24 protein-coding genes are annotated in these 22,802 nt (G+C 73.4%); 9 read left to right on the top strand and 15 right to left on the bottom strand.

Going from position 1 to position 22,802, the window contains the following annotated elements:
• Window positions 1–37: 37 nt before the first annotated feature.
• The 3 genes from ABD948_RS21970 to ABD948_RS21960 are packed head-to-tail and all read right to left on the bottom strand — an operon-like array spanning window position 38 to window position 2,848.
• A complete protein-coding gene (locus tag ABD948_RS21970) occupies window positions 38–1,060 on the bottom strand; it encodes an NAD(P)H-binding protein (RefSeq protein WP_345273389.1) in 1,023 nt (340 codons plus the stop codon).
• A 47-nt stretch (window positions 1,061–1,107) separates the two neighbouring features.
• Complete coding sequence (locus ABD948_RS21965) at window positions 1,108–2,043, bottom strand: alpha/beta hydrolase (RefSeq protein ID WP_345273384.1); 936 nt, start codon at window positions 2,041–2,043, stop codon at window positions 1,108–1,110.
• Window positions 2,044–2,068: 25 nt separating this feature from the next.
• Window positions 2,069–2,848 (bottom strand): exodeoxyribonuclease III, encoded by a 780-nt coding sequence (locus tag ABD948_RS21960; protein WP_345273377.1) that lies wholly within the window; start codon window positions 2,846–2,848, stop codon window positions 2,069–2,071.
• 58 nt (window positions 2,849–2,906) lie between these two features.
• On the opposite strand from ABD948_RS21960, the gene ABD948_RS21955 reads away from it, so the two are divergent.
• Window positions 2,907–3,626 (top strand): CDP-alcohol phosphatidyltransferase family protein, encoded by a 720-nt coding sequence (locus ABD948_RS21955; RefSeq protein ID WP_345273371.1) that lies wholly within the window; start codon window positions 2,907–2,909, stop codon window positions 3,624–3,626.
• Here ABD948_RS21955 and ABD948_RS21950 read toward each other — a convergent pair.
• From ABD948_RS21950 to ABD948_RS21935, 4 genes are read right to left on the bottom strand one after another with little or no spacing between them, the layout of a single operon-like run.
• Window positions 3,551–4,723, bottom strand: a complete 1,173-nt coding sequence (locus tag ABD948_RS21950) for a cysteine desulfurase-like protein (RefSeq protein ID WP_345273367.1) — start codon at window positions 4,721–4,723, stop codon at window positions 3,551–3,553. The two genes, ABD948_RS21955 and ABD948_RS21950, sit on opposite strands and share 76 nt — an antisense overlap.
• 43 nt (window positions 4,724–4,766) lie before the next feature.
• Complete coding sequence (locus tag ABD948_RS21945; RefSeq protein ID WP_345273362.1) at window positions 4,767–5,981, bottom strand: acyl-CoA dehydrogenase family protein; 1,215 nt, start codon at window positions 5,979–5,981, stop codon at window positions 4,767–4,769.
• Window positions 5,978–6,832: a poly(3-hydroxyalkanoate) depolymerase gene (phaZ, locus tag ABD948_RS21940; RefSeq protein WP_345273355.1), complete on the bottom strand. Its 855-nt coding sequence runs from the start codon at window positions 6,830–6,832 to the stop codon at window positions 5,978–5,980. The genes ABD948_RS21945 and phaZ overlap by 4 nt, the downstream gene beginning before the upstream one ends.
• On the bottom strand, window positions 6,822–8,561 hold the full coding sequence (locus ABD948_RS21935) for a PHA/PHB synthase family protein (protein WP_345273348.1): 1,740 nt from the start codon (window positions 8,559–8,561) through the stop codon (window positions 6,822–6,824). Before ABD948_RS21935 ends, phaZ begins: the two co-directional genes overlap by 11 nt.
• Window positions 8,562–8,726: 165 nt before the next feature.
• Here ABD948_RS21935 and ychF point away from each other — a divergent pair, with 165 nt between their 5' ends.
• Window positions 8,727–9,803 (top strand): redox-regulated ATPase YchF, encoded by a 1,077-nt coding sequence (ychF, locus tag ABD948_RS21930; protein ID WP_345273339.1) that lies wholly within the window; start codon window positions 8,727–8,729, stop codon window positions 9,801–9,803.
• Window positions 9,804–9,819: 16 nt separating this feature from the next.
• On the opposite strand, the gene ABD948_RS21925 is transcribed toward ychF, so the two are convergent.
• Window positions 9,820–10,356, bottom strand: coding sequence for an AAA family ATPase (locus ABD948_RS21925; protein ID WP_345273333.1), 537 nt, complete (start codon window positions 10,354–10,356; stop codon window positions 9,820–9,822).
• Window positions 10,357–10,419: 63 nt separating this feature from the next.
• Between ABD948_RS21925 and ABD948_RS21920 the strand changes: the two genes are divergently transcribed.
• A complete protein-coding gene (locus ABD948_RS21920; RefSeq protein WP_345273329.1) occupies window positions 10,420–10,608 on the top strand; it encodes a helix-hairpin-helix domain-containing protein in 189 nt (62 codons plus the stop codon).
• Between the two features lie 84 nt (window positions 10,609–10,692).
• Window positions 10,693–11,118, top strand: coding sequence for a VOC family protein (locus ABD948_RS21915; protein WP_345273325.1), 426 nt, complete (start codon window positions 10,693–10,695; stop codon window positions 11,116–11,118).
• Window positions 11,119–11,132: 14 nt separating this feature from the next.
• On the opposite strand, the gene ABD948_RS21910 is transcribed toward ABD948_RS21915, so the two are convergent.
• Window positions 11,133–12,173 (bottom strand): helix-turn-helix transcriptional regulator, encoded by a 1,041-nt coding sequence (locus ABD948_RS21910; RefSeq protein WP_345273318.1) that lies wholly within the window; start codon window positions 12,171–12,173, stop codon window positions 11,133–11,135.
• A 150-nt stretch (window positions 12,174–12,323) separates the two neighbouring features.
• On the opposite strand from ABD948_RS21910, the gene ABD948_RS21905 reads away from it, so the two are divergent.
• Both ABD948_RS21905 and ABD948_RS21900 read left to right on the top strand, forming a co-directional pair.
• Window positions 12,324–13,274: a class II glutamine amidotransferase gene (locus tag ABD948_RS21905; protein ID WP_345273312.1), complete on the top strand. Its 951-nt coding sequence runs from the start codon at window positions 12,324–12,326 to the stop codon at window positions 13,272–13,274.
• Window positions 13,275–13,397: 123 nt separating this feature from the next.
• A complete protein-coding gene (locus ABD948_RS21900; RefSeq protein WP_345273307.1) occupies window positions 13,398–14,456 on the top strand; it encodes a GNAT family N-acetyltransferase in 1,059 nt (352 codons plus the stop codon).
• A 42-nt stretch (window positions 14,457–14,498) separates the two neighbouring features.
• Here ABD948_RS21900 and ABD948_RS21895 read toward each other — a convergent pair whose 3' ends face one another.
• From ABD948_RS21895 to ABD948_RS21875, 5 genes are all read right to left on the bottom strand, one after another.
• Window positions 14,499–14,888 (bottom strand): hypothetical protein, encoded by a 390-nt coding sequence (locus ABD948_RS21895; RefSeq protein WP_345273303.1) that lies wholly within the window; start codon window positions 14,886–14,888, stop codon window positions 14,499–14,501.
• A gap of 53 nt (window positions 14,889–14,941) precedes the next feature.
• A complete protein-coding gene (locus ABD948_RS21890; protein ID WP_345273300.1) occupies window positions 14,942–16,093 on the bottom strand; it encodes a hypothetical protein in 1,152 nt (383 codons plus the stop codon).
• Window positions 16,094–16,207: 114 nt separating this feature from the next.
• A complete protein-coding gene (locus tag ABD948_RS21885; RefSeq protein ID WP_345273297.1) occupies window positions 16,208–16,675 on the bottom strand; it encodes a DinB family protein in 468 nt (155 codons plus the stop codon).
• A gap of 42 nt (window positions 16,676–16,717) precedes the next feature.
• Entirely contained in the window at window positions 16,718–17,116 is a 399-nt protein-coding gene (locus tag ABD948_RS21880; protein WP_345273294.1) for a VOC family protein, read from the bottom strand.
• A gap of 9 nt (window positions 17,117–17,125) precedes the next feature.
• Window positions 17,126–17,560 (bottom strand): hypothetical protein, encoded by a 435-nt coding sequence (locus ABD948_RS21875; protein WP_345273290.1) that lies wholly within the window; start codon window positions 17,558–17,560, stop codon window positions 17,126–17,128.
• 117 nt (window positions 17,561–17,677) lie between these two features.
• On the opposite strand from ABD948_RS21875, the gene ABD948_RS21870 reads away from it, so the two are divergent.
• A complete protein-coding gene (locus ABD948_RS21870) occupies window positions 17,678–18,484 on the top strand; it encodes an MmyB family transcriptional regulator (protein ID WP_345273286.1) in 807 nt (268 codons plus the stop codon).
• Window positions 18,485–18,514: 30 nt separating this feature from the next.
• Entirely contained in the window at window positions 18,515–19,174 is a 660-nt protein-coding gene (locus tag ABD948_RS21865; RefSeq protein ID WP_345273283.1) for a maleylpyruvate isomerase family mycothiol-dependent enzyme, read from the top strand.
• Here the strand turns inward: ABD948_RS21865 and ABD948_RS21860 are convergent.
• Complete coding sequence (locus tag ABD948_RS21860; RefSeq protein ID WP_345273280.1) at window positions 19,158–19,769, bottom strand: TetR/AcrR family transcriptional regulator; 612 nt, start codon at window positions 19,767–19,769, stop codon at window positions 19,158–19,160. The two genes, ABD948_RS21865 and ABD948_RS21860, sit on opposite strands and share 17 nt — an antisense overlap.
• 71 nt (window positions 19,770–19,840) lie before the next feature.
• Here ABD948_RS21860 and ABD948_RS21855 point away from each other — a divergent pair, with 71 nt between their 5' ends.
• Window positions 19,841–22,789 (top strand): type II toxin-antitoxin system Rv0910 family toxin, encoded by a 2,949-nt coding sequence (locus tag ABD948_RS21855; protein WP_345273277.1) that lies wholly within the window; start codon window positions 19,841–19,843, stop codon window positions 22,787–22,789.
• The last annotated feature ends 13 nt before the right edge of the window (window positions 22,790–22,802 follow it).

The following is a 22,802-nucleotide window of genomic DNA, read 5'->3' as shown; positions in this document are numbered from 1 at the left end:
GTCACCGGGAAGCCACACCACCCAGCGTGCCCCGCGCTCAGCCTCCCGGCAGCACATCCTTGACGGCGTCGACCACCTTGGCCAGCACGGGCCTGGCGTCGCCACCGTCGGCCCACGAGGGGTCCTGGGGCAGCGGGCCCATCGGGTCGGCGGTCGCAGGATCGTCGGCAGGCTCGGCGAGGGCGCGACGGAAGGACTCGGCGAGCCCGAGCAGCTCGTAGCTCTGCGGCAGCAGCCCCGTGACGTCATCGGCGGCCACCATGTCGTGGTGCAGGCTCTCGACCAGCGCCTCCACGGTGTGCCGCGGCACGTCGGTGAGGCTGCCGACGAGCGTGCCCACCAGCGCCGTGGGAAGCAGCGGGACCGAGACCTGGGGGCGCGTGAGGCCGGCGTGCTCGGTGAAGGCCTCGATCAACGCGCCGTAGCGCAGGGTCTCGGGGCCGCCGACGTCGATGTGGCGCGAGGGGCCGGGGGCGTCGAGCGCGCCGGCCAGCGCCTCGAGCGCGTCGACGACGGCGATCGGCTGCACCATCGAGTCCATCCACGAGGGCACCGTGTGCACCGGCAGCCGCTCGCTCACCTGGCGGATGATCTCGAAGGAGGTCGACCCGGAGCCGATGAGCACCGCGGCGCGGAGGGCGAGGACGACCGCCGGGGTGTCGGTCAGGACCCGCTCGACGTCGCGCCGCGAGGTGATGTGCTCGGAGAGCTCCTCCTCGGGCACGTCGGGCACGATCCCGGAGAGGTAGACCACCCGCTCGACGCCGTGCTGGCGCACCCCCGCGGCAAGGTGGCTCGCGGCGCGGTGGTCGGTCTCGGCGAAGTCGTCGCCGCCCATGCCGTGGATCAGGTAGTAGACGGCGTCCACGCCCTCGCAGGCGGCCGCGACCTGCTCGGCGTCGAGCGCGTCCATGACGACGGTCTCGACCCGGTCGCCCCACCAGGGCAGCTCGCGGCCGGGCCGCGAGACGGTGGTGCGCACCTCGTGGCCGCGGTCGAGCAGCACCGGCACCAGCCGGCTGCCCACGTAGCCGGTCGCTCCGGTCACCAGGATCTTCACAGCTCGTCCCACTCCTCCGCCTCGTGGTGCATCACCACGCGCGGTGGTCACCGCGCACCACTCAGTACCCGTTCCAGGAAGACGCAGCCGGACTCGGTGAACCCACGGCCCACGTCGGTGCCGAGGCGGTCGAAGCCGTGGAAGGCGCCGGGCACCACCTCGAGCTGGCACGGTACGCCGTCCGCGGTCAGCCGCGCGGCGTAGGCGAGGTCCTCGTCGTGGAAGAGGTCGTGGGAGCCGACGCCGATCCAGGTGGGTGGCAGCCCGGCCAGCGAGGCCGCCCGCGCGGGGACGGCCGCCTCGGGGTGGGCCTCCCCGGCGCCGGCCAGGTAGGAGGCCCAGCCGAACCGGTTGGCGGCGGCGTCCCACACCCGCAGCACCGAGGGGTCCTGGCCGGGGTAGTGGGCGGGGTCGGACCCGTCGGTGCGGTCGTCGAGCATCGGGTAGACGAGCAGCTGCGCGGCCAGCTCGGGGCGCCCGCGGTCGCGTGCCCGCAGCGCCACCGAGGCCGCCATCCCGCCACCGGCGCTGGCACCCGCCACCACCAGGCGGGCGGCGTCCACCTCGGGCAGGCCCGCGGTCCACGCCAGCGCTTCGTAGGCGTCGTCGAGGCCGGCGGGCCACGGGTGCTCGGGCGCCAGGCGGTAGTCCACCGCGACGACGACGGCGCCGAGCCGGTCGGCCAGGTGCCGGCAGACGGCGTCGTCCTGGGCGGCGGTGCCGAACAGCTGTCCGCCGCCGTGCAGCCACAGGATGCCCGGCACGGCGCGGTCGCGGACGGCGGGTCGGTGCACCCGCACGCCGGCACCGCCGGGCAGGTCGGTGATCTCGACGCCGCGCCGGGGGCGGTTGCGCGCCAGTCCGTCCGCGAGGCGCATCAGCGGCAGCGACCGGGGTCGCACCAGCCGCTGCGGCGCCAGGCGTGCCGCCCAGCGCAGGTCGGGGTGGACGGGGTCCGGGTGGCGGGGGTGCGGTGTCCTCACGCGACCATCCTGGTGGCCGGCGGGGTCAGTCGTCGAGGTCGACGACGACGGGCGCGTGGTCGGAGGCACCGGTGCCGGCGCGCTCCTCGCGGTCCACGAAGGCGCCGCCCACCCGGGCCGCCAGCGGCGGCGACCCCAGCACGAAGTCGATGCGCATGCCGCGGTTGCGCTCGAAGCGCTGCCGGTAGTAGTCCCAGTAGGTGTAGACCTCGGGGCCGGGGGTGTGCGGGCGCACCACGTCGGCATAGCCGTCGGCCAGGAACGCCTCGAAGGCGGCGCGCTCCGGCGCCGTCACGTGCGTGGAGCCGGCGAAGGCGTCGATGTCGAAGACGTCGTCGTCCTGGGGGGCGATGTTGAAGTCGCCCACGAGCGCGGTGGGCCCGTCGGTCCACGCCTGCGCCGCCTCGCGCAGCCGTGCCAGCCAGTCGAGCTTGTATGCGTAGTGCGGGTCGCCGACGGCGCGCCCGTTGGGCACGTAGAGCGACCAGACCCTCACGCCGCCGCACACCGCGCCGATCGCCCGCGACTCGGCCGCCGCGGGCTCACCCCAACCCGGCTGGTCGGGGAAGCCGACCTGCACCTGCTCCAGACCCACCCGGCTGATGATCGCGACGCCGTTCCACTGGTTGGTGCCGGCGGCGGCGACCTCGTAGCCGCGGGAGGTCAGGCCCATCAGCGGCAGCTGCTCCTCGCGGGCCTTGGTCTCCTGCACGGCCAGCACGTCGACGTCGTGACGGTCGAGGAAGGCCTCCACGCGGTCGATGCGCTTGCGCAGGGAGTTGACGTTCCAGGTGGCGATCCGCACCCGTCCAGCCAACCACGGAGTCGGCGGAGGCCGTCGTGACCCCCTACCGTGGTGCCCCATGCACAAGACGGCCGCCTGGGCGGTGCACGTGTTCACGGCCTCGGGAGCGGTCCTGGGGCTGCTGATGCTGCACCTGGCCTACCAGGGCGAGGTGCGAGCGGTGCTGTGGCTGTTCCTCCTCTCGATGTTCATCGACGGTGTCGACGGCTTCCTCGCCCGGCACTTCCGGGTCAAGGAGCTGGTGCCCGAGTTCGACGGCGCGCTGCTGGACAACATCGTCGACTACCTCACCTACGTGATCGCGCCGATGGCGCTGCTGTGGGCGGCCGGCTACCTGCCCGCCGGTGCGGCGGGCGGCGTCGTCGCCGCGGTGCCGGTGCTGGCCTCCTGCTACCAGTTCTGCCGCTCGGACGCGAAGACCGAGGACCACTTCTTCCTGGGCTTCCCCAGCTACTGGAACGTCGTCGCCTTCTACGTGGTGGTGCTCGGGCTGGGTGCCACCGCCACGACGGTGCTGCTGCTGGTGTTCGCGGTGCTGGTGTTCGTGCCCATCAAGTACGTCTACCCCTCGCGCACCGAGACGCTCTGGTACGCCAACATGGCCGGCGTCTCGGCGTGGTTCGTGATCTACGCCGCCATGGTGGCGCTGCTGCCCGACGTGCCGGCCTGGCTGACCGTGCTCTCGCTGGCCTACCTGGCCTACTACACCGCGGTCAGCCTCTGGCTCACCTTCCGCACGGCCTCCACCAAACGGTCGACCTCCGCGGCGTCGGTGTAGGCGGCCAGCCCCACCCGGACGCCGCCCGCGGCACCGAGCCCGGCGTGCTCGGCGGCCTCGAGTGCGTAGAAGCTGCCGGCCGGCGCGACGACGCCGTGCTCCAGCAGCGCCGCCGAGGTGTCCTGCGGTGCCTGGCCGGCCAGGGTGAACAGCACCGTGGGGGAGCGGCGGGCGGGCGTGCCGTGCACGGTGACGCCGGGCACCTGCGTCAGCTCGTCCAGCAGCCGGTCGAGCAGGGCGTCCTCGTGCTCGGCGACGACGCCCATGCCGCCGAGGGACTCGATGAACTCCACGGCGGCGGTGGCGCCGGCGAGCATCTCGTAGGGCAGCGTGCCCAGCTCGAAGCGCTCCGGCACCGCCTCGGTCGAGGGACGCAGCTTGTCGGGGTGCAGCGACTCCCAGAACGACGGCGCGGCCACGTGCACCCCGCAGTGCGGGCCGAAGAACTTGTAGGGCGAGCAGGCGACGACGTCGGCGCCCAGCGCGGCGAGACTCACCGGCGCGTGCGCGGCCAGGTGGACGGCGTCCACGTGCACCAGCGCACCGACCTCGTGCGCGGCGGCGGCCACCGCGGCGACGTCGGGCTTGGTGCCGAACAGGTTGGAGGAGGCCGTGACGGCGACCAGCCGCGTGCGCTCGGAGAGCACCGTCGCGACGTCGTCGAGCTCGGCGGTGCGCGGGTCGAACCCGAGCCAGCGCACGGTGGCGCCGGCGCGCTCGGCGGCGATCACCCAGGGGCGGATGTTGGCGTCGTGGTCGAGGCGGGTGACCACCACCTCGTCACCCGGCCCCCAGTCCTGCGCGAGCGTGCGCGCGAGGTCCATGGTCAGCTGCGTCATCGAGCGCCCGTGGACGACGCCGCCGGGCTCGGCGCCGAGGAAGCGCGCCAGGGCCTCGCGGTAGGCGCGGGTGACGCCCTCGGTGCGTGCACCGGGCGCGCTGGCCGGGTCGCGCTGGCACAGCCCGGAGCCCAGGGCCCCCGCGACGGCGTCGATGACCGGCCGCGGGACCAGCGAGCCGCCGGGGCCGTCGAAGCGGGCGAGCCCCTCCTCGAGCGCGGGGAACTGCGAGCGGACGGCGGCGACGTCGTAGGTCATGACGGCGATGCTGCCACGCGGCGCCGCGTCGACCCGGCAGCCCTCAGACGAACGCGCTCTCCCCGGTGATCGCCCGACCGACGATCAGCGTGTTGATCTCGCGGGTGCCCTCGTAGGAGTAGATGGCCTCGGCGTCGGCCACGAACCGGCCCACGTGGTGCTCGAGCAGGATGCCGTTGCCGCCCAGCACCTCGCGGGCCCAGCCCACGGTCTCGCGCATCCGCACCGTGCTGTGCGCCTTGCACAGCGAGGCGTGCTCGTCGCGCAGGCGGCCGGCGTCCTGGAGCTGGCTGGCGCGGGCGTTCATCGCCGTCGAGGCGGTCACGTTGGCGAGCATCTTGACCAGCAGGTCCTGCACCATCTGGAAGCTGGCGATCGGCCGGCCGAACTGCTCGCGCTGCTTGGTGTAGCGCAGCGCGTGCTCGAAGGCGCCGCGCGCGCAGCCCGCGGCCTGCCAGGCCACGTCCATCCGGGTCACGCGCAGCACGTCGGCGGTGCTGCGGAAGCTCTCCGAGCGCTGCAGCCGGTTCTCGTCGGGTACCCGCACGTCGGTCAGCGCGATCTCGGCGTTCTGCACCACGCGCAGCGCGATCTTGTCCTCCTGCTTGGTGCAGACCATGCCCTCGGTGCCCTGCTCGACGACGAAGCCCTTGACCTGGCCGTCGTCCTCGTCGCGCGCCCAGATGACCACCAGGTCGGCGAAGGTGGCGTTGCCGATCCACTTCTTGGCGCCGTTGAGGATCCAGGCGTCCCCGTCGCGTCGCGCCGAGGTGGCCAGGCCCTGACTGATGGCGGAGCCGACGTCGGGCTCAGTGAGGCCGAAGGCCCCGATCAGCTCCATGCGCGCCATCGGTGGCAGCCAGCGCTCGCGCTGCTCGTCGGAGCCGCAAAGCATGATCGAGCCCATCGCCAGGCCGCCGTGCACGCCCATGAAGGTGCCGATCGAGGGATCGACCCGGCTCATCTCCATGGCCACCAGGCCGTTGACCAGCGCGCCCCGGCCGGGGCAGCCAGGGCCGTCGTAGGTCAGTCCGGCGATCCCCAGCTCGGCCATCCCGGGCAGGATCTCGTGCGGGAAGGAGGCGCGGGTCCAGTGGTCGTTGATGATCGGCTCGACCTCGCGCGTCATGAACGCCCGCACCCGGCCCAGCAGCTCGCGGTCCTGCTCCTCGAGCAGCAGCTCGAACCCCAGGAAGTCCGAGAACGGCGTCTCGTCGGGGTCGAGCAGGTCGTGGTCGTCGGGCCGGGCGTCGGTCACAGGGGCTCCTGGTCGCTGAGGAACGAGTCGATGACGGGGGCGAGCTCGTCGCTCTCGGTGAGCACCCCCAGGTGCCCGCCACGGTAGACGTGCAGGCGTGAGTGGGGGAGCAGCCGAGCGATCACCCGGCCGTTGACCAGCGGGATGATCGGGTCGTCGTCGCCGGCCATCACCAGCACGGGCTGGCGGATCAGCGGCAGCGCGGGCAGGCTCGACCACCCCGCCCCGGCCAGAAGCTGCAGGTAGTACCCGCGGCGCGAGCCGGCGCGGGTGGCCTCGTGCAGCAGGCGCGCGCCACGGGCGGGATCGGTGCGCATGGAGCCGCCGTAGATGCGCGGCGCCACCTGGGCGGCGTAGTCGGCGTCGCGGTGGCGGCGCGGGGTGAGCATCGTGGCGAGCACGCGCGGGTGGGCCGGCACCATCAGCGAACCGGTCCCGGTGGCCACGAGCACCACCCGGCGCACCCGTCGTCGGTGCTGGAAGGCCAGCTGCTGGGCCAGTCCGCCGCCCCAGGACAGCCCGAGCACGTCGTAGGTCGGGTGGCCCAGGCGCGTCATCATCGCGCCGAGCCACGAGGCCAGCCCGGCCATCGTGTAAGGCACGGGCGGGGGCGGGGAGCCGCCCACACCCGGCACGTCGAAGCGGACGACGCCGCGTCGCGGGTCGAGCGCGTCGACCAGCGGTTGCAGCGCCTCCAGGCTCGCCCCGATGCCGTTGCACAGCAGCAGCGGCGCCTCGCCCGCGAGCGCCCCGGTGCCGGGTCGCTCGGAGATCCGCACGCTGATGCCGCGGATCGCCAGCGAGCGCACGCGGTCGGGCGCGGCGACGTCGTCGCGCACGTCAGCGGTCATGGACGTACTCGCCGGGGGCCGGGCAGATGGGCTCGTACTTCGCCGAGCCCATCCGGGTCGGCTTGTTGCGCATCTCTCCGGTGCGCTCGTGCAGCCAGTCGGCGTAGTCCTCCCACCAGCTGCCGCGCACCTTGGTGGCGCCGGCCAGCCAGTCGGCCGCCTCGGCCGGGTTGGTGTCGGAGGTCTGGAAGCTCGCCTTCTCGTTTCCCGGCGGGTTGACCATGGCGGCGATGTGGCCGCTGGTCGAGAGCACGAACCGCGTCTCGCCGCCGAGCAGCTGGGTGGTGCGGTAGCAGGCCTCCCACGCGCACAGGTGGTCGGCGATGCCGGCCACCACGTAGGCGTCGCTGGTGACCTCGCCGAGGTCGATGTCGGTCTCCATCACCCGGGTGCCGCCCGCCTCGGTGAGCGCGTTGCGGATGGCCAGGTCCATGAAGTCGCGGTGCATGGCCGCGGTCATCCGCACCGGGTCGGCGTTCCAGTAGAGGATGTCGAAGGCCTTGGGGGCGTGGCCCATCAGGTAGTTGTTGACCCAGTAGTTCCAGATCAGGTCGTTGGGGCGCAGCCACGCGAACACCTCGGCCAGCGTGCGCCCGTCCAGGTAGCCCCGCTCGGCCGAGGCACGTGTGGAGGCGGCGGCCGCCTTGTGCGAGAGCAGTGCACTCGGCAGGCCCGCCTGCGCCTGGTCGATGACGGTGACGGCGAGGCTGAGCGCCGCCACCCGGTCGAGCTCGTCACGGGCGGCCAGGTGGGCCAGCGCCATCGAGGTGAGCATGCCGCCGGAGCAGATGCCGAGCACCGCCGTCCTCGGCTGGCGTGAGATCGACTCCGCCGTCGTCATGGCCTCCAAGATCGCGGCCACGTAGGTGTCGACACCCCAGTCGGCGTGGCGGGCGTCGGGGTTGCGCCACGAGATGCAGTAGACCTGGTGGCCCTGGCCCACGAGGTGCTCCACCAGGCTGCGCTGCGGCGCCAGGTCGATCACGTAGTACTTGTTGATCGTCGGGGGCACGATCACCAGCGGCACCTCACGCACCTGCGGGGTCTGCGGGGTGTACTGGATCAGCTCGAAGACGTCGGTGCGCAGCACCACCTCGCCCGGTGTGACGGCCAGGTCGGTGCCCACCTCGAAGGCGTCGGGCTCGACCATCGAGGGCACCCGCGGGGTCGTGGCGAAGTCGCGCACCAGGCGCCGCGCGCCCTCCACCAGGTTGCCGCCGCCGGTGTCGATGATCCGCTTGAGCACCTTGGGGTTGAGCAGCGGGTTGTTGCTCGGTGAGGAGGCCTCCACCAGGTTGTCCATGATGAAGCCCATCCGCTGCGCGTCGCCCCAGCCCAGCTCGGCGTCGCCGACCAGCCCCCGCACCGCCTCCCCGGCGGCCAGGTAGCCCTGCAGGGTCCGCTTCAGGAAGGGGTTCTTCGACCAGGCGTCCTCGGTGAAGCGGCGGTCCTTGGGGTGCGGCTCCAGCTCGGACCTGCCGACGCCGACCTTCACGAGCTCGGCGGCCAGCCCGGCGTAGCGCCCGGCCACCCGGCGCGGGTGGCGCGCCAGCCCGACGCCGAAGTGCACACCCGACATGCCGGGCACGAAGCGGCGCAGCGGGCTGCCTGCGGCGTCGGCCAGGAGGAGGTCGAGCGGCGCGGCGCCCCCCGCGGCGGCGGCGCCGTCGTCGTCGTGCTCGTGCATGCGCTGCTGGGCCTGGGCGGCCGGCTGCTGGGTGGCGGTCATCCGAGCGGACCTCCTGGTTGGCGCGACACCCTGATGATGCCGTCACCACCCCGGTGCCCGCGGACCCCTTCTGTGATGCCGACCACAGGCCACCAACATCGGTGGGGCCTTGAGGAGCACGCGCCGTTTCGGCTGCCCCCGTCCGGCTCCGTAGACTCGCCGCCCGTGGCACTCACCATCGGCATCGTCGGCCTGCCCAACGCCGGCAAGTCCACCCTGTTCAACGCGCTCACGAAGAACAACGTGCTCGCGGCGAACTACCCGTTCGCGACGATCGAGCCCAACGTCGGCGTCGTCGGGGTGCCCGACGAGCGGCTGCCGCGGCTGGCCGAGCTGTTCGGCTCGGCCAAGGTGCTGCCCGCGACCGTGGAGTTCGTCGACATCGCCGGCATCGTGCGCGGCGCCTCCGAGGGCGAGGGCCTGGGCAACAAGTTCCTCTCCCACATCCGCGAGTCGGCCGCCATCTGCCAGGTGACCCGCGTCTTCCGCGACGAGGACGTCACCCACGTGGACGGCGAGGTGAACCCCGCCAGCGACATCTCGACCATCCAGACCGAGCTGATCCTCGCCGACCTGCAGACGGTCGAGAAGGCGGTCCCGCGCCTGGAGAAGGAGGCGCGCGCCAAGAAGGAGCTGGCGCCGGTGCTGGCCGCCACCAAGGAGGCGATGGCCCACCTGGAGGCCGGCACCCCGATCATCGCCACCGACATCGACCGCGAGCTGGTGCGCGAGCTCTCGCTGCTCACCGCCAAGCCGTTCATCTACGTCTTCAACTGCGACGCCGACGAGCTCGCCGACGCCGCCCTCAAGGCCCGGATGCAGGAGATCGTGGCGCCCGCCGAGGCGATCTTCCTCGACGCCAAGTTCGAGTCCGAGCTCGTCGAGCTGGGCGACGACGAGGAGGCCCGCGAGATGCTCACCGAGATGGGCATCGAGGAGCCCGGGCTGGAGGTCCTCGCCCGCGTCGGCTTCGACACCCTCGGCCTGCAGACCTACCTCACCGCCGGCCCCAAGGAGTCGCGCGCCTGGACGATCAAGAAGGGCGCCACGGCTCCCGAGGCCGCCGGCGTCATCCACACCGACTTCCAGAAGGGCTTCATCAAGGCCGAGATCGTCGGCTTCGAGGACCTGATGGCGGCCGGCTCCATGCAGAAGGCCAAGGAGGCCGGCAAGGTGCGCATGGAGGGCAAGGACTACGTGATGGCCGACGGCGACGTGGTGGAGTTCCGCTTCAACGTCTGACGGACGGCGTCGGCGCTTAGCGACCGGGCTGCCACTCCAGCACCGCGGCCACCAGGTCCTCCCGGCTCGACGAGCTGTCGAGCCGCAGCACCGGCTGACGGCGACGCGCCAGCCACGCCTCGTGCGTCGCTCGGCTGCGTCCCTCGAACGACGGGTCGCCGTACCCGCGCGCCCACGCCAGGAACGCCTCCCACGCGGCCTCGTCGTGCACCCGCCCGTCGCGGCGACGGACCTCCCGCTCCTCCAGCCGCCGCAGGCGCTCCTCGGGGTCGAGCGTGAGAAACACGACGGCGTCGCAGCGGTCCACGACCTCCTCGCCCCAGCCCACCACCGACCCCGACAGCACCCAGGCCTCGCGGGGCACGAACACCTCGTGCATGAGCCGCCGCCGCTCCGCCTCGGGCCGCTTCTCGGTGAAGGGCGGGTCCGCGGGCAGCCAGAAGTAGTCGTCGGCGTCGGCGTGCGGCACCGACCAGCGGTCCGCCAGGGCACGGGCCAGCGTCGTGGTCCCCGAGCCGCTGGCCCCCAGGACGTGGACCCGGCAGCGATGCATGCGTCCACCCTGGCATCCGATGACCTCCGATGACTCTGCGGCGGTGGACAGGTCCGACATCGCATGACCACCAGCGACGACGACCGCGGCCCCGACTTCGACGGCGTCCGGATCGGCCGGCCGGCTACCGGCGCGCTGATCGACGCCGGCTACAGCACCCTCTCCGACCTGCCCCGGGACCTCGAGAGTCTGCTCGCCCTGCACGGCGTCGGGCCCTCCGCCGTGCGGCGGCTGCGCGAGGCTCGCGCCTGACAGTCGTTGCGTGCGGGCACGGCGGTCGCAGATCGACGCGAGTGTAGGACAGAAGCTGACCGACTCGGCCGCCAGACTCGCCCCATGACGATCACCACCACCCCGCACCTGAACTTCGACGGCAACGCCCGCGAGGCACTCGACTTTTACGCCACGGCCTTCGGCACCGAGGCGACCGCCATGACCTACGGCGCCACGGGCGCCTCCGACGACCCCGCGTGGGCCGACCGCATCGTGTGGGGCCAAGTGCAGACCGCCTCCGGCATCCGGGTGATGGCCTTCGACGTGTGGCCCCACCAGCCCTACGACCAGGGCGCGAACGCCATGTACGTGTACCTGAGCGGAACCGACGCTGAGGAGATCACGGCAGCCTGGAACGGCCTGCTCGACGGCGCCGAGGTCCGGCAGCCGCTCGGCCCCGCGGCGTGGTCGCAGATCGCCGGCCAGCTGCGCGACAAGTTCGGCGTCATCTGGGCCCTCGACGTCGCCGCGGCACCCAGCGAGGACTGACCGCCGACGGTCGGTCAGGACGTCAACGCGGTGGTGCCGTTCGAGTGGCCGCCCTCGCGCGCCGACGTCGCCGCGGCGTCGTACCGGGCCGCTAGGACGGCGAAGGCGTCCGCGAGCTCCGGGGGGTCGAGGACCTCCATCGCGACCTCGAAGCGCCCGAACGACGCGGCGAGGGAGCCCCAGGACCAGGAGCCGGCCTCGAGGCTGCACCGGTCCTCGTCGATGGCGCAGACGGTTCCGTCGCCTGCGAACGGCAGGACGTCGCGCGCGGGCAGGTCGAGGACCACGGTGCCCCGGCAGGGCCACTCGTTCACGTCGCGACCCTTGAACCGAGCCGACACGAACTCGTGGACGTCGCCCCCGGGCACATCACGGGGGGTGAACCTCGGGCCGGTGGGGACGCGGGGCGTCACCCGGTCGATGCTGAACAGACGCCAGTCCTCGCGGTCGAGGTCCCACGCCAGCAGGTACCAGCGGCCCATCGACGTGACGATGTGGTGTGGCTCCACGCGGCGCGGGGGAGGCGCCGGTGCGGCGCCCGGGTCCGCGCCCAGGTCGGCGTCGCGACGGGCGTAGTCGAACCGCAGGACCTCCCGGGCGCGGACGGTGCCGGCGAGGGAGACCAGGACGTCGGCCGGCACGCGTGCGGGGGTGCCGCCGCCGGGACGGCCGGCGATGGCGGTGACCTCGAGCGTGTCGAGACGGTGCAGCAGCCGTGACGGCATCACCTGCCGGATGGTCTCGAGGGCGCGCAACGCGCCCTCCTCGATCCCGACACCCGCGGCTGGTGCGGTCTGCAGGGCGATGGCCACCGCGACGGTCTGGTCGTCGTCGAACAGCAGCGGGGGCAGCTGGCTGCCGGCCGCCAACCGGTAGCCGCCGTCGGGGCCCATCGTTGCCTGGATGCTGTAGCCCAGCTCGCGGAGCCGGTCGACGTCCCGCCGAACCGTGCGGTCGCTGATCCCCAGCCGCTCGGCCAGCACGGAGCCCGGCCAGTCCCGGCGGGTCTGCAGCAGCGACAGCAAGGTGAGCAGTCGCGATGTGGTGGTGGTCATCTGTGGAGCCTCGTCCCGGTGCAGGTCAGGAACTGTCCCACACGTCGCGACGACGGTGGCGGCACGGCCACAACCGTGGCGTCTCTGGCAGGGTCGTGGGCGCAGGGGTGCCGTCGACCGGCGGACACCCTGTCGAGGTCAGGAGACCCCATGTGCCGTGTGCTCGCCTACGTCGGACCGGAGGTGCCGCTCGAGAGCCTCCTGCTGGCGCCCGAGAACAGCCTGGTCAACCAGGCGCTCGACCCGGAGGGCCACCCGCAGCTGCAGCTGGCCGGGTGGGGGTTCGGGATCTGGAGCGAGCACCTGCTCGACCCTGACCGACCGCTGGTCTACCGCCGGCCCATGGCCGCCTTCTACGACGACAACGCCCAGCGGGTGATCCCCAGCCTGCGCGCCAGCACGCTGCTCGCCCACGTGCGTGCCGCGAACTACGACGCGCGCGTGGTGCTGGTCGACGAGAACTGCCACCCGTTCTCGTTCGAGGGGACGCCGTGGACCATCGCCCAGAACGGTGACCTGCCGAACTGGGTGCTGCTGCAGCGCGAGCTGCTGCCGCACTGCGAGGACCGGTTCCTGGCGCAGATGCGCGGCACCACCGACACCGAGTTCCTCTACGTGCTGCTGCTCTCGCTGCTCGAGGGCGACACCGACGACGACGTCCAGCGCGCCGTCGAGCGGATGCTGGCGCTGATCGTGGCGGCGATGAGGAAGCTGGACCTCGTGGAGCTGGTGAAGCTGAAGATGGCCCTGGTGGCGCCGAACCGGATCATCGGGGTCAACGTCGGTGCGGGTCCCGACGGCGACACGCGGCCCTCGGGTGACTGGCGGGAGCTGCGCGAGTCCGAGCCGGGCACCGACGACTACGCGCTGTCGATGCTGCTGGAGCCGCTCTACCTGCTCACGGGGCGCAACTTCGCCGACTACGAGACCTCCTACGACGTCGACGTGACCGACGTGGAGGACGCGACCTCGGTGATCCTCTCCTCCGAGCCGCTCACCGAGAGCACCGAGGACTGGCAGCACCTCGAGTACGGCGACATCGTGTTCGTCGAGAGGCGGGGCGAGCGGATCAGCCGGCGCGTCGCGACGCTGGACGTGTGAGCGTCTGCCGAACCTATGAACGAACGGCTGCAGCAGGGCCAGCGACCCGCGTGGAACGGGTCTGCCGGAGCGGCCGCCGGGGCGAACTTTCATAGGTTCGGCGCGAACTCCTAGGGTCGACGCGTGCCACCCGCGCCCACGGCCCGCCTGCGCCTCCGCGAGATGACCGAGTCCGACCTGGACGCGATGGCCGGGTTGCTCGGGGATCCCGACGTGATGCGGTACTACCCCCGGCCGCGCACGCGCGAGGAGGCGCGGGCGTGGATCGACTGGAACCGGCGCAGCTACGCCGAGCACGGCTACGGGCTGTGGGTGCTGGAGACGCACGAGGGCGAGTTCGTGGGCGACTGCGGGCTGACCTGGCAGCCGGTGGGGGAGCGGCAGGTGCTCGAGGTCGGCTACCACGTGCTGCCGCGCCACCAGGGCCGCGGCTACGCCACCGAGGCCGCCCGCGCCTGCCTCGAGCTGGCCACGGGAGCGATCGGCGAGCAGCACGTGGTCGCGATCGTGCACCCCGACAACGCGGCCTCGCGGCGGGTGGCGGAGAGGATCGGGATGCGCGAGGAGCAGCGCACCGTGGTGCACGGGCGCGACGTCGTCGTGCTGGGCACCGGGGGCGACCAGCCGCAGGTGCGTCCCCTGGCCGACGACGAGCTCGACCGCGCGGCGCACCTGCTGGCGCGCGCCTTCCACGACTACCCCTGGACCCGTTGGAGCCTGCCCGCCGACGGGTACGACGAGCGGCTCCTGGAGATCCAGCGGCTGTACCTGGGCTACGCCCGCGAGCAGGGCGTCGTGCTGGTCGACGACGACGTGCGCGGCGTCGTCGCGCTCCTGCCGCGCACCGCGCCGCCACCGACGCCCGCGATGCAGGCGCGCGTGGCCGAGGTGCACGGCGACCGTCTCGCCGACGTCGGCTCGCTGGCCCTGCCGCCGGTGTCGCCCGGGTGGTGGACGCTGGAGACGCTCGGCGTCGCACCGGAGCACCGCGGTCATGGTCTCGGGCTGGCGCTGGTGCGTGCGGGGCTGGAGCGGGTCGGCGGTGCCGGGGTGGCGCTGCTGACCTCGAGCGAGGAGAACGTCCGTCTCTACGCTCGCGCCGGGTTCGCCGTCGTCAGCACGGTGCGGGCGCCGGGCGGTCCGCCGGTGCGCGTGCTGCACCGGCAGCCGGCCAGCAGATGAGCCGAGCGGTCCGCTTCTCGCGACCGCGCGCACGCGTCACACCTAGCTGGGCGTCCCCAGCACCGGGGCAGGGCTCGGCGCGCTCGGCAGCGACGGGAGGTCGGGCTCGCCGAGGTACTGCTGGTGCTGGCTGCGCCAGTGCTCGGCGACACCACCCTCCAGCTCGACGAAGTCGTCGGCGATCCTGTCCAGCGCCGTGGCGCTGTCGTTGAAGATGCTCGTCATGCGGCGGAGGTGGAAGAAGAGCTCGTCTGCCAGCGCGAGCATCTCGCCGCCGATCGGGTGGTTGCCGGCGAGCGCCAGCTGGGCGACGACCGGCTCGATGGCGCTCGAGATGGAGCTCGCGCGGCCGGCGAAGTCCGACGCTCGGGTCGGCAGCTCGTCATGGGCGGCCTGGTAGATGGCGCTCAGCTTGATGTCGATCTGGGTCATGGCGTCAGTCCTTCACCTGGTGGGTGTCTGTTGGAGCGAGGGAGGGGCGCCGGTCACAGGTTCACGGCGGGGGCCTTCCAGTCCCGGTGGTTGGCCTGCGCATCCGCGACCACGTCCGCGAACCCCGTGGCGCCCAGGGAGCTCTCGTCGTTGGGAGGGAGCTCCCTCAGCTCGTCGAAGGTGCCCTGGAGGTTCTCGTGGATGGTGGCGAGGTCCTCGAGGAAGCCGGCGTGGATGTCGTCGGCGGTCGCGGCGGTGGCCGCCTTCATCACGTGAACCTTCGAGGGCACCACGTAGCTCAGCGTCCCGAACAGGACGCTGAGCGGGCCGGCGACGACGGCCTGCGGACCGTAGAGGCTGGCGACCCCGGTGGCGTAGCTGGCGTGGCCGAGGAGCGCCTTGTCGGGGTTGTCCTTCATCTCGCCGGTGGGCCACGAGCCGCTGTCGCTCTTCCAGGCCTGCCACTGCTGGAGTGCCACCTTGCACTGGTCGCGCGCCTTCTCGGTGGCCTCGTACAGGTTGAACTGGAAGTCGGAGATCGTGGTGGTGACCTGGGCCGCCGTCGTCGCCAACCGGGCAGCCACGTGCAGGTAGAGCCCGCACTTCTCGTTGACGTCGTTCCAGAAGGCCTGGAAGCTCTGGGCTCCCTGGGAGGTCGCCGGCCAGTGATGGGTCAGGTTCCGCAGCCAGTCCGGTGCCGCCGGGTCCGAGCCCGTGACCCAACCGGCCTCCGCCTGCAGCTGCTCGGCGAGCCACCGGGTCAGCTCGCCGAGGGACTCCGCCCCCTGGGCCATCGGTGAGGTGACCGGCTCCCACACCTGCTGCGAGATCGACCGGTACTGCGAGGGGATGTCGCTGGCCGACCAGTGCGTGCGCGTCTTCTCCCACGTGCTGTCGATGAGCTCCTGCAGCTCTCGGCGACGGTCCTCGTCGCTCACCGGGGAGGTCATCCCCTCCTCGCTGGCGGGCTGCAGGGTCACGAGCGGCATGTCGAGCGAGAAGCTGTAGTCGCCGGGGATGGTGAAGGTCGACTGCACGCGGGTCCAGGGGTACTCCAACGGCTTGTTGGCCTCGGCCTCGAGCAGCACGCGGGTGATCTCGTTGCCGGCCAGCTGGCCCAGCAGGTCGGCGATCTCGGCGAAGAGGGGCTCGAGGCGGTGAATGACGGCGCCGCCACCGCCGCCATCGCCGGCGGCGTTCACCATCAGCGGCTCCGCTCGGACAGGACGCGGAGGAGTGCTCCGGTGGTCGGGATCATCTGGACTCCTGCTGGTTGCTGTGGTGTGCCGGACCTACCCGGCCCACCCCGCGGCGAAACCTCAGCGTGCCGCGAGCTGCTCCTTGAGGATGTCGCCGTGGCCCGCATGCCGAGCCAGCTCGCCGATCATGTGCAGGTACACGAAGCGCAGGCTCACCGGGTTGTCGTGCCAGGTGAACTCCTCGTCCAGGTCCGGGTGCTGGGCGGCCACCTCGCGGGAGCGATCGCACGCGGCCTCGAACCCGGCGCGGATCGATGCGACGCCGTCCTCGGGTGTGAGCGTGAAGCTCTCGTCGACCGTGCGGGGCAGCCCCAGCTCGCGGCGGGAGACACCCCCGACCCGGGAGTGGAACCACACGCCCTCCACGAAGGTCGCGTGCTTGACGAGGCCGAGCACCGTGGTGAGAGAGGGCACCAGCCGGGCGCGCGCCTGCTCGTCGTCGAGGCCGTCGAGGAGAGCGGCGATCTCGCCGCGGTGCAGGTCGAGCACCTGCTCCAGCAGGGCGCGTTCAGGCGTCGGGACGTCCACGCAGGCAGGCTACGGCGTCCACGGCGCGCCGGCCCGTCGACATCAGGCCACGCAGAACTCGTTGCCCTCGGGGTCGAGCATCACCACGTGACCGAGGACCGTGTGCCCGGCCCCGTCGGAGTACTCCTCCTCGCGGACCGCGGTGGCGCCCGCGGCGAGCAGCTCGGTGACCCTGGCGCGGATCAGCGCCGCGCGCGCGACCCAGTCCCAGGGTGGCTCGCCGGCGACCCGGATGTCGAGGTGCAGCCGGTTCTTCGCCGTCTTGGCCTCGGGCACGCGCAGCCAGCCGATGGCCGGGCCGCGCCCGTCGGGGTCGACGATGGATGCACCGTCCGGGTCGTCGTGCCCCGGTTCGGCTACGTACCCCAGCGCGAGTGCCCAGAAGGCCGCCAGGCGGTGCGGGTCGGTCGCGTCGGCGCCGATCGTCCAGTGCTGGGCCATCGGAGGAGCCTAGACACCGTGACCAGTGGCGGTAAGCCGTCGCCCGTCGTCGGCAGAGGCGGAGCTGGTCGACTCACCGTGCAGCACGCGGGCGAGCACCGCGAGCAGCCCGATGGAGCCGGTGGTCACCACGAGCGCCAGCCAGGGGAGCGGGGCGACGCCCACGGCGCGCAGCCGCGGCTGCAGCAGGTACCAGGCCACGCCGACGGCGAGCAGCAGGTCCATCCAGATGTGGGTGCGCCACGGGTTGCCGTGGTGCTCGGCCCAGAAGCCGAGGGGGCCGCCGTCGAGGACGGCGTACACGCTCCAGGCGGCGAAGGCCGCCGAGAGCGCGGCCGGGAGCCACCACCGTGCCGGTGCCACCGCACCGCGCACGGCGATCAGCAGGTAGCCGCAGACGGCGGTGGCGGCGGCGAGGCTCGAGACGAGCAGGGTGAGGTCCACGGGTGGCTCCTGGGGTCGCGGTGTGCGGGGACGTCTCGAGCCTGCGGGCGGCGCTGCGCGGTCTCAACTACCTGCGAGGTAGTTGATCCGGGTCGCCCCGAGGTCTTGGATCGACCCATGACCTCCGCGGCTCTCGGCGAGCAGCCGGACCTCACCGTCGTCCTGCGGGAGGCCAGGCGGCGGCGTCGGATCAGCCAGTGGGACCTCAGCCTCGAGCTCGGCGTCAGCCAGCGGCACGTCTCGTTCGTCGAGCTGGGTCGCGCCCGCCCGAGCCGCGAGCTGCTGCTGCGCTGGATGTCGGCGCTGGGCGCCCCGCTGTCGCTGAGCAACCAGGCGCTGGTGAGCGCCGGTCACGCGCCCGCGTACGACGAGAGCCCGCTGGACTCCCACCGGCTGGACCAGGAGCGGGCGGCCCTGCGGGACCTGCTGGTCGCGCACGAGCCCTGCCCGGCCCTGCTGCTGGACCGGGGCTGGAACGTGGTCGCCGCCAACGCGGGCGTCGCCTGGCTGTTCGACGCCGTGGGCGTCGAGGTCGAGCTGCCCGGTCCGGACCCGGCGGCGCCCGGGTCGTCCGGGGTGAACCTGCTCGACCTGGCGCTCGGCGAGCTCGGCGCCGCCGTGCTCAACGTGCCCGAGGTGGCGGCCTCCCTGCTGGAGCAGCTGCGCGACGAGGCCGTCACCGAGCCGTCGCTGCGCGAGCGGGTGGAGCAGGTGGCCGTGGTGGCCGCGAGCGCGGCCCACGCGCCGTCGGGCCCGCGCTACCCGCCGGCCCTCGTCACCCGCTACGCCACCCGGCACGGCGAGCTCGCGTTCCTCAGCATGTTCACCACCTTCGGCACGCCGCACAGCGTCACGCTGGCCTCGTTGCGCGTGGAGCTCTTCCTCCCGGCCGACGACGCCACCTGGGCGGCCCTGGGCCGATGAGTTCGCGGGGTGCCGGCGGTCGGTCCCGGCATGGGTGAGAACCGGGGCGACGTGTGGGCCGTCGTGCACCGCGAGCGGCGACTGCTCTACGACCAGCTGGCGCGGGTGCCGCCGGAGGCGTGGGAGGAGCCCTCCCCGTGCCCGGGGTGGAGCGTGCACGACGTGGTGGCGCACCTCGTGGACACAGCCCGCACCACCCGGCTGGGTTTCGTCCTGGGCCTCGCGCGAGCCGGCTTCGACTTCGACCGGCAGAACGCCCGGGGCGTGGCGGCGGCGCGGGGTGTCACGCCCGCCGAGACGCTGGAGCGCCTGCGCGCCGTCGTCGACCGGCGCACCACGCCACCGGCGCCGCTGGCCACTCGGCTGGTGGAGGCCTTCGTGCACGGCGAGGACGTGCGCGGCCCGCTCGGACTGGTGGGGGACTACCCCGGCCGCTGGGTGGGTGCCGCGCTCGAGCTGCAGGCGCGCACCGGCACCGGCCTCGGTGGTGCCCGCGAGCACGTGGCCGGTCTGCGGCTCGCAGCGGACGACGTCGACCTCGTGCTGGGGGAGGGGCCGGCGGTCACGGGGCCGGTGATCTCGCTGCTCTGCGCCGCCTCGGGGCGCGCCGACCACCTCGAGCAGCTGGCCGGCGACGGCGTGCCGCTGCTGGGGCACAGGCTCTTCCAGGCGGCTAGGCCTCCGCGCTGACTCCCGCCAGCACCCGTAGCGACTCCTTCCACCGGGCCCGCACCACCTCGGCATGGTCTCCGGGACTGCCGGGCTCGCTGAGCAACCCGGCCATCGCCGTGCCGGTGAGCAGGTCGATCGTGAACTGGGCGAGCGTGGCGCCGCGCGGGTGGTCGCCCACCACACCTGCCACGGCACGGTGGACGGCGCTGAACAGCCGCGCCTGCACGGGCGCGAGGGCGGCCCGCAGCGCGGGGTCGGTGCGGGCCGCCACCCACAGCTCGAGCGCGGCCAGGAAGGCGGGGTCCTGCAGGTCGCGCCACACCAGGTCCACGACGGCGTCCCACTCCTGTCCGGGCTCGGGCGCCGCGGGGTCGGCGAGCACCTGCAACCGGCGGGCCGCCACCTCGTCGACCACGGCGGCCAGCAGCTCGGCGCGCGTCGGGAAGTGGTGCAGCAGCGTGCCGCGGGCCACGCCTGCCCGCTGCTGGACGGCGCCCACCGTGGTGGCCGCGTAGCCGCCCTCGAGCAGGCACGCGAAGGCGGCCTCCACCACGCGGGCCCGGGTGGCGGCGCGCCGCTCGGCCTGGGTGCGGCGCGGGGTCGGCTCGCTCACACGCGTCACCGTAGCCCCGTCACGCCGGTTAGGCTGCCACAAACAGTCCGATCGGACGGAAAGTTGGACCCATGGACCTGCCGCTCCCGCGCCGCGCGCGTCACGCCCTTGCGACCGCCCGCACGTTGGCGACGGTCGCCCGCTCGACGATCGAGGCCCAGCTGTCGTCGACGCCGAGTCCCTCGAGCGATGCCGACGCGCCCGAGCTGCCCGCGCCGTCGGGGCTGGACGACTTCGCGCGACAGGTGACGGCGACCCGCGTGCTGACGGCGTCGCCGGCGGAGGTGGCCGACACCGTCACCGACCTCGACCGCACCGCCGACTGGCTCACGATGCACGCCGCCTGGCGCGGCGAGCGGCCCGACCGGATCCGCGAGGGCGAGGACTTCACCCAGCAGATCCGGCTGATGGACATCCCCGCGCAGGCACGCTGGCACGTCGAGAGCGCCGGTCCGGAGGGGTTCGCGCTGCGCGGCACCGGCCCGATGGGCATCGTGATGGGGCTGTGGTGCACGCTCGCGCCGGCCGGCACGGGCACCGCCGTCCGCCTCGACGGTGCGCTCGACGGGTCGCCCGTGCGCGGACCCGTGGGACTGACGGCGGTGCGCAGCGTGGAGGTCGCGCTGACCGAGTCGCTCGCCGCGCTGGAGGCGCTCACAGCGGGCGAGGGGGAGAGCGGTGCTCTCCGAGTGTCGACCAGTCCGGTGCGACACCACGCCAGCGGCCGCGACCTCGACCCGACCACCCCCGTGATCGTCGGTGTCGGCCAGGTCGTCGTCCGTGAGCCGGACCTCGGATCGCCGCAGGAGCCGATCGACCTCAGTGAAGAGGCGTTGCAGGTCGCCCTCGAGGACAGCGGTGCCTCCGTTGACCTGCTGGCCCTCGCCGACCACGTGCACGCCGTCCCGAGCGCGTCGTGGACCTACGCACACCAGGCGCGAGCGGTGGCCGAGCGGGTGGGAGCCGGTGAGGCTCGCACCGTGCAGTCCTCGCCCTACGGAGGCGACGGCGCGCAGCTGGTGGTCAACGACGCGGCGCAGCTGGTGGTGGACGGCGAGGCGCAGGTGGTGCTGCTGACCGGCGCCGAGGCCGGGGCCACGGTGGCCGCGCTGCAAGCCGCGGGGCAGGAACCGCCGTGGTCGCGGCACGACGACGGCAGCACCCCCGACCGGTGGATCGGCGTCGACAAGCCCGCCAACAACGAGCAGGAGACGGCGGTGGGCCTGGGCGCGCCGATCTTCGTCTACGCCCTGCTCGAGTCGGCGCTGCGCGGCCGCGCGGGCACCGGGGCGCAGGAGCACCGGGCGCGGCTGGGGCGGATCTGGTCGCGGCTCTCGGAGGTGGCGGCCGGCAACCCGTTCGCCTGGTCGCCGCAGGCGCGCACGGCCGAGCAGGTGGCCGAGCCGGCCCCGTCGAACCGCTGGGTGAGCGACCCGTACACCAAGCTGATGTGCGCCAACCTGCAGGTCGACCTGGCCACGGGCATCATCCTCACCAGCGTCGCCGCCGCCGAGGCCGCCGGCGTGCCGCAGGAGCGGTGGGTCTTCGTGCACGCCGGCGCCTCGGCCACCGACGAATGGTTCGTCTCCGAGCGCGCCGACCTGGCCACCTCGCCGGCCATCGCCGCGGCCGGCTCGGCGGTGCTCGCGCACGCCGGCGTCGGGATCGAGCAGGTCGAGCTCGTCGACCTCTACTCCTGCTTCCCGGCCGCGGTGCAGCTGGGTGCCGAGGCGCTGGGGCTGCCCGTGGACGACCCAGGGCGCCCGCTGAGCGTGACCGGCGGTCTGACGTTCGCCGGCGGACCCGGCAACAACTACGGCAGCCACGCCATCGCCACGATGGTGCCGCTGCTGAGGGCGGCACCGGAGCAGCGCGGCCTCTCCACCTCACTCGGCTGGTACGCCACCAAGCACGCCGTCGGCCTCTACTCGGCGACGCCGCCCGAGCGCGCCTACGCGCACCTGGTGCCGGTGGTGGAGCGGCCCGCGCCGCGGCCGGCGCGCACCGAGCTGCAGGGCTCCGGCGTCGTCGAGGCGCTCACCCGCCCCTTCCGCCGCGACGGCACGCCGGAGGCGCTGGTGCTGAGCGTGCTCACCGACGACGGCGCGCGCACCCTGCTGCGCCTCGAGGACCCTGCCTCACTGGCCTTCTCCCAAGCCGAAGACCTGTTGCGCCGCCGTGTCAGCCTCGACGATGCCGGCGCGCTGGTGATCGAGGGCGACGAGCGCCACGAGCTGCCCGAGCCGCCACCGGCACCCGTGCGCGTCGAGCGCCACGGCGCGGCGGGTGAGGTCTGCGTGATCACCCTCGACCGGCCGCAGGTGCGCAACGCGATCGACCAGCGCACGGCGCTGGCGCTGGAGCGGGCGCTCGACGACGCCGAGGCCGACCCCACGGTGCGCGCGCTCGTGCTCACCGGTGCGGGCTCCCACTTCTGCGCCGGCATGGACCTCGCGGCCGCCAACCGCGGCGAGCTGCCGATCACCGAGGGCCGCGGCCCGCTCGGCATCACCGCGCGGCCGCCGTCGAAGCCCACGGTGGCGGCGGTGGAGGGCGGAGCGCTGGCCGGTGGCTTCGAGGTGATGCTCTGCGCCGATCTGGTGGTGGCCGCCGCCGGGGCGCCGATGGGGCTGCCCGAGGTGCAGCGCGGTCTGCTGGCCGCGGCGGGCGGGCTCTGGCGCATCGGCACTCGGCTGCCCCGCGCCGTTGCGCTCGAGCTGGCGCTGACCGGCGAGCCGCTGCCGGCCGAGCGGATGCACGAGCTGGGGCTGGTGAACCGGGTGGTGCAGCCCGGCGCCGCGCTCGAGGAGGCGCTGGCCCTGGCGCTGCGCGTGGCGGCCAACGCCCCTCTCAGCGTGACCGTGGGCAAGCAGGTCGTGGAGGCCGCACCCACCTGGTCGGACGGCGAGGGGTTCGAGCGGCAGACCGAGCTGGCCACGCCGGTGATGCTCTCCGACGACGCCCGCGAGGGGGTCGCTGCGTTCGCCGAGAAGCGCGACCCGGTGTGGAACGGTCGGTGATGGTGCTCGTGGG

This window comes from Nocardioides nanhaiensis (assembly GCF_039542785.1).
Classification (GTDB): Bacteria; Actinomycetota; Actinomycetes; order Propionibacteriales; family Nocardioidaceae; genus Nocardioides; species Nocardioides nanhaiensis.
The sequence above is the reverse complement of the archived record's forward strand: the minus strand, read 5'-3'. Positions and strand labels throughout refer to the sequence as shown.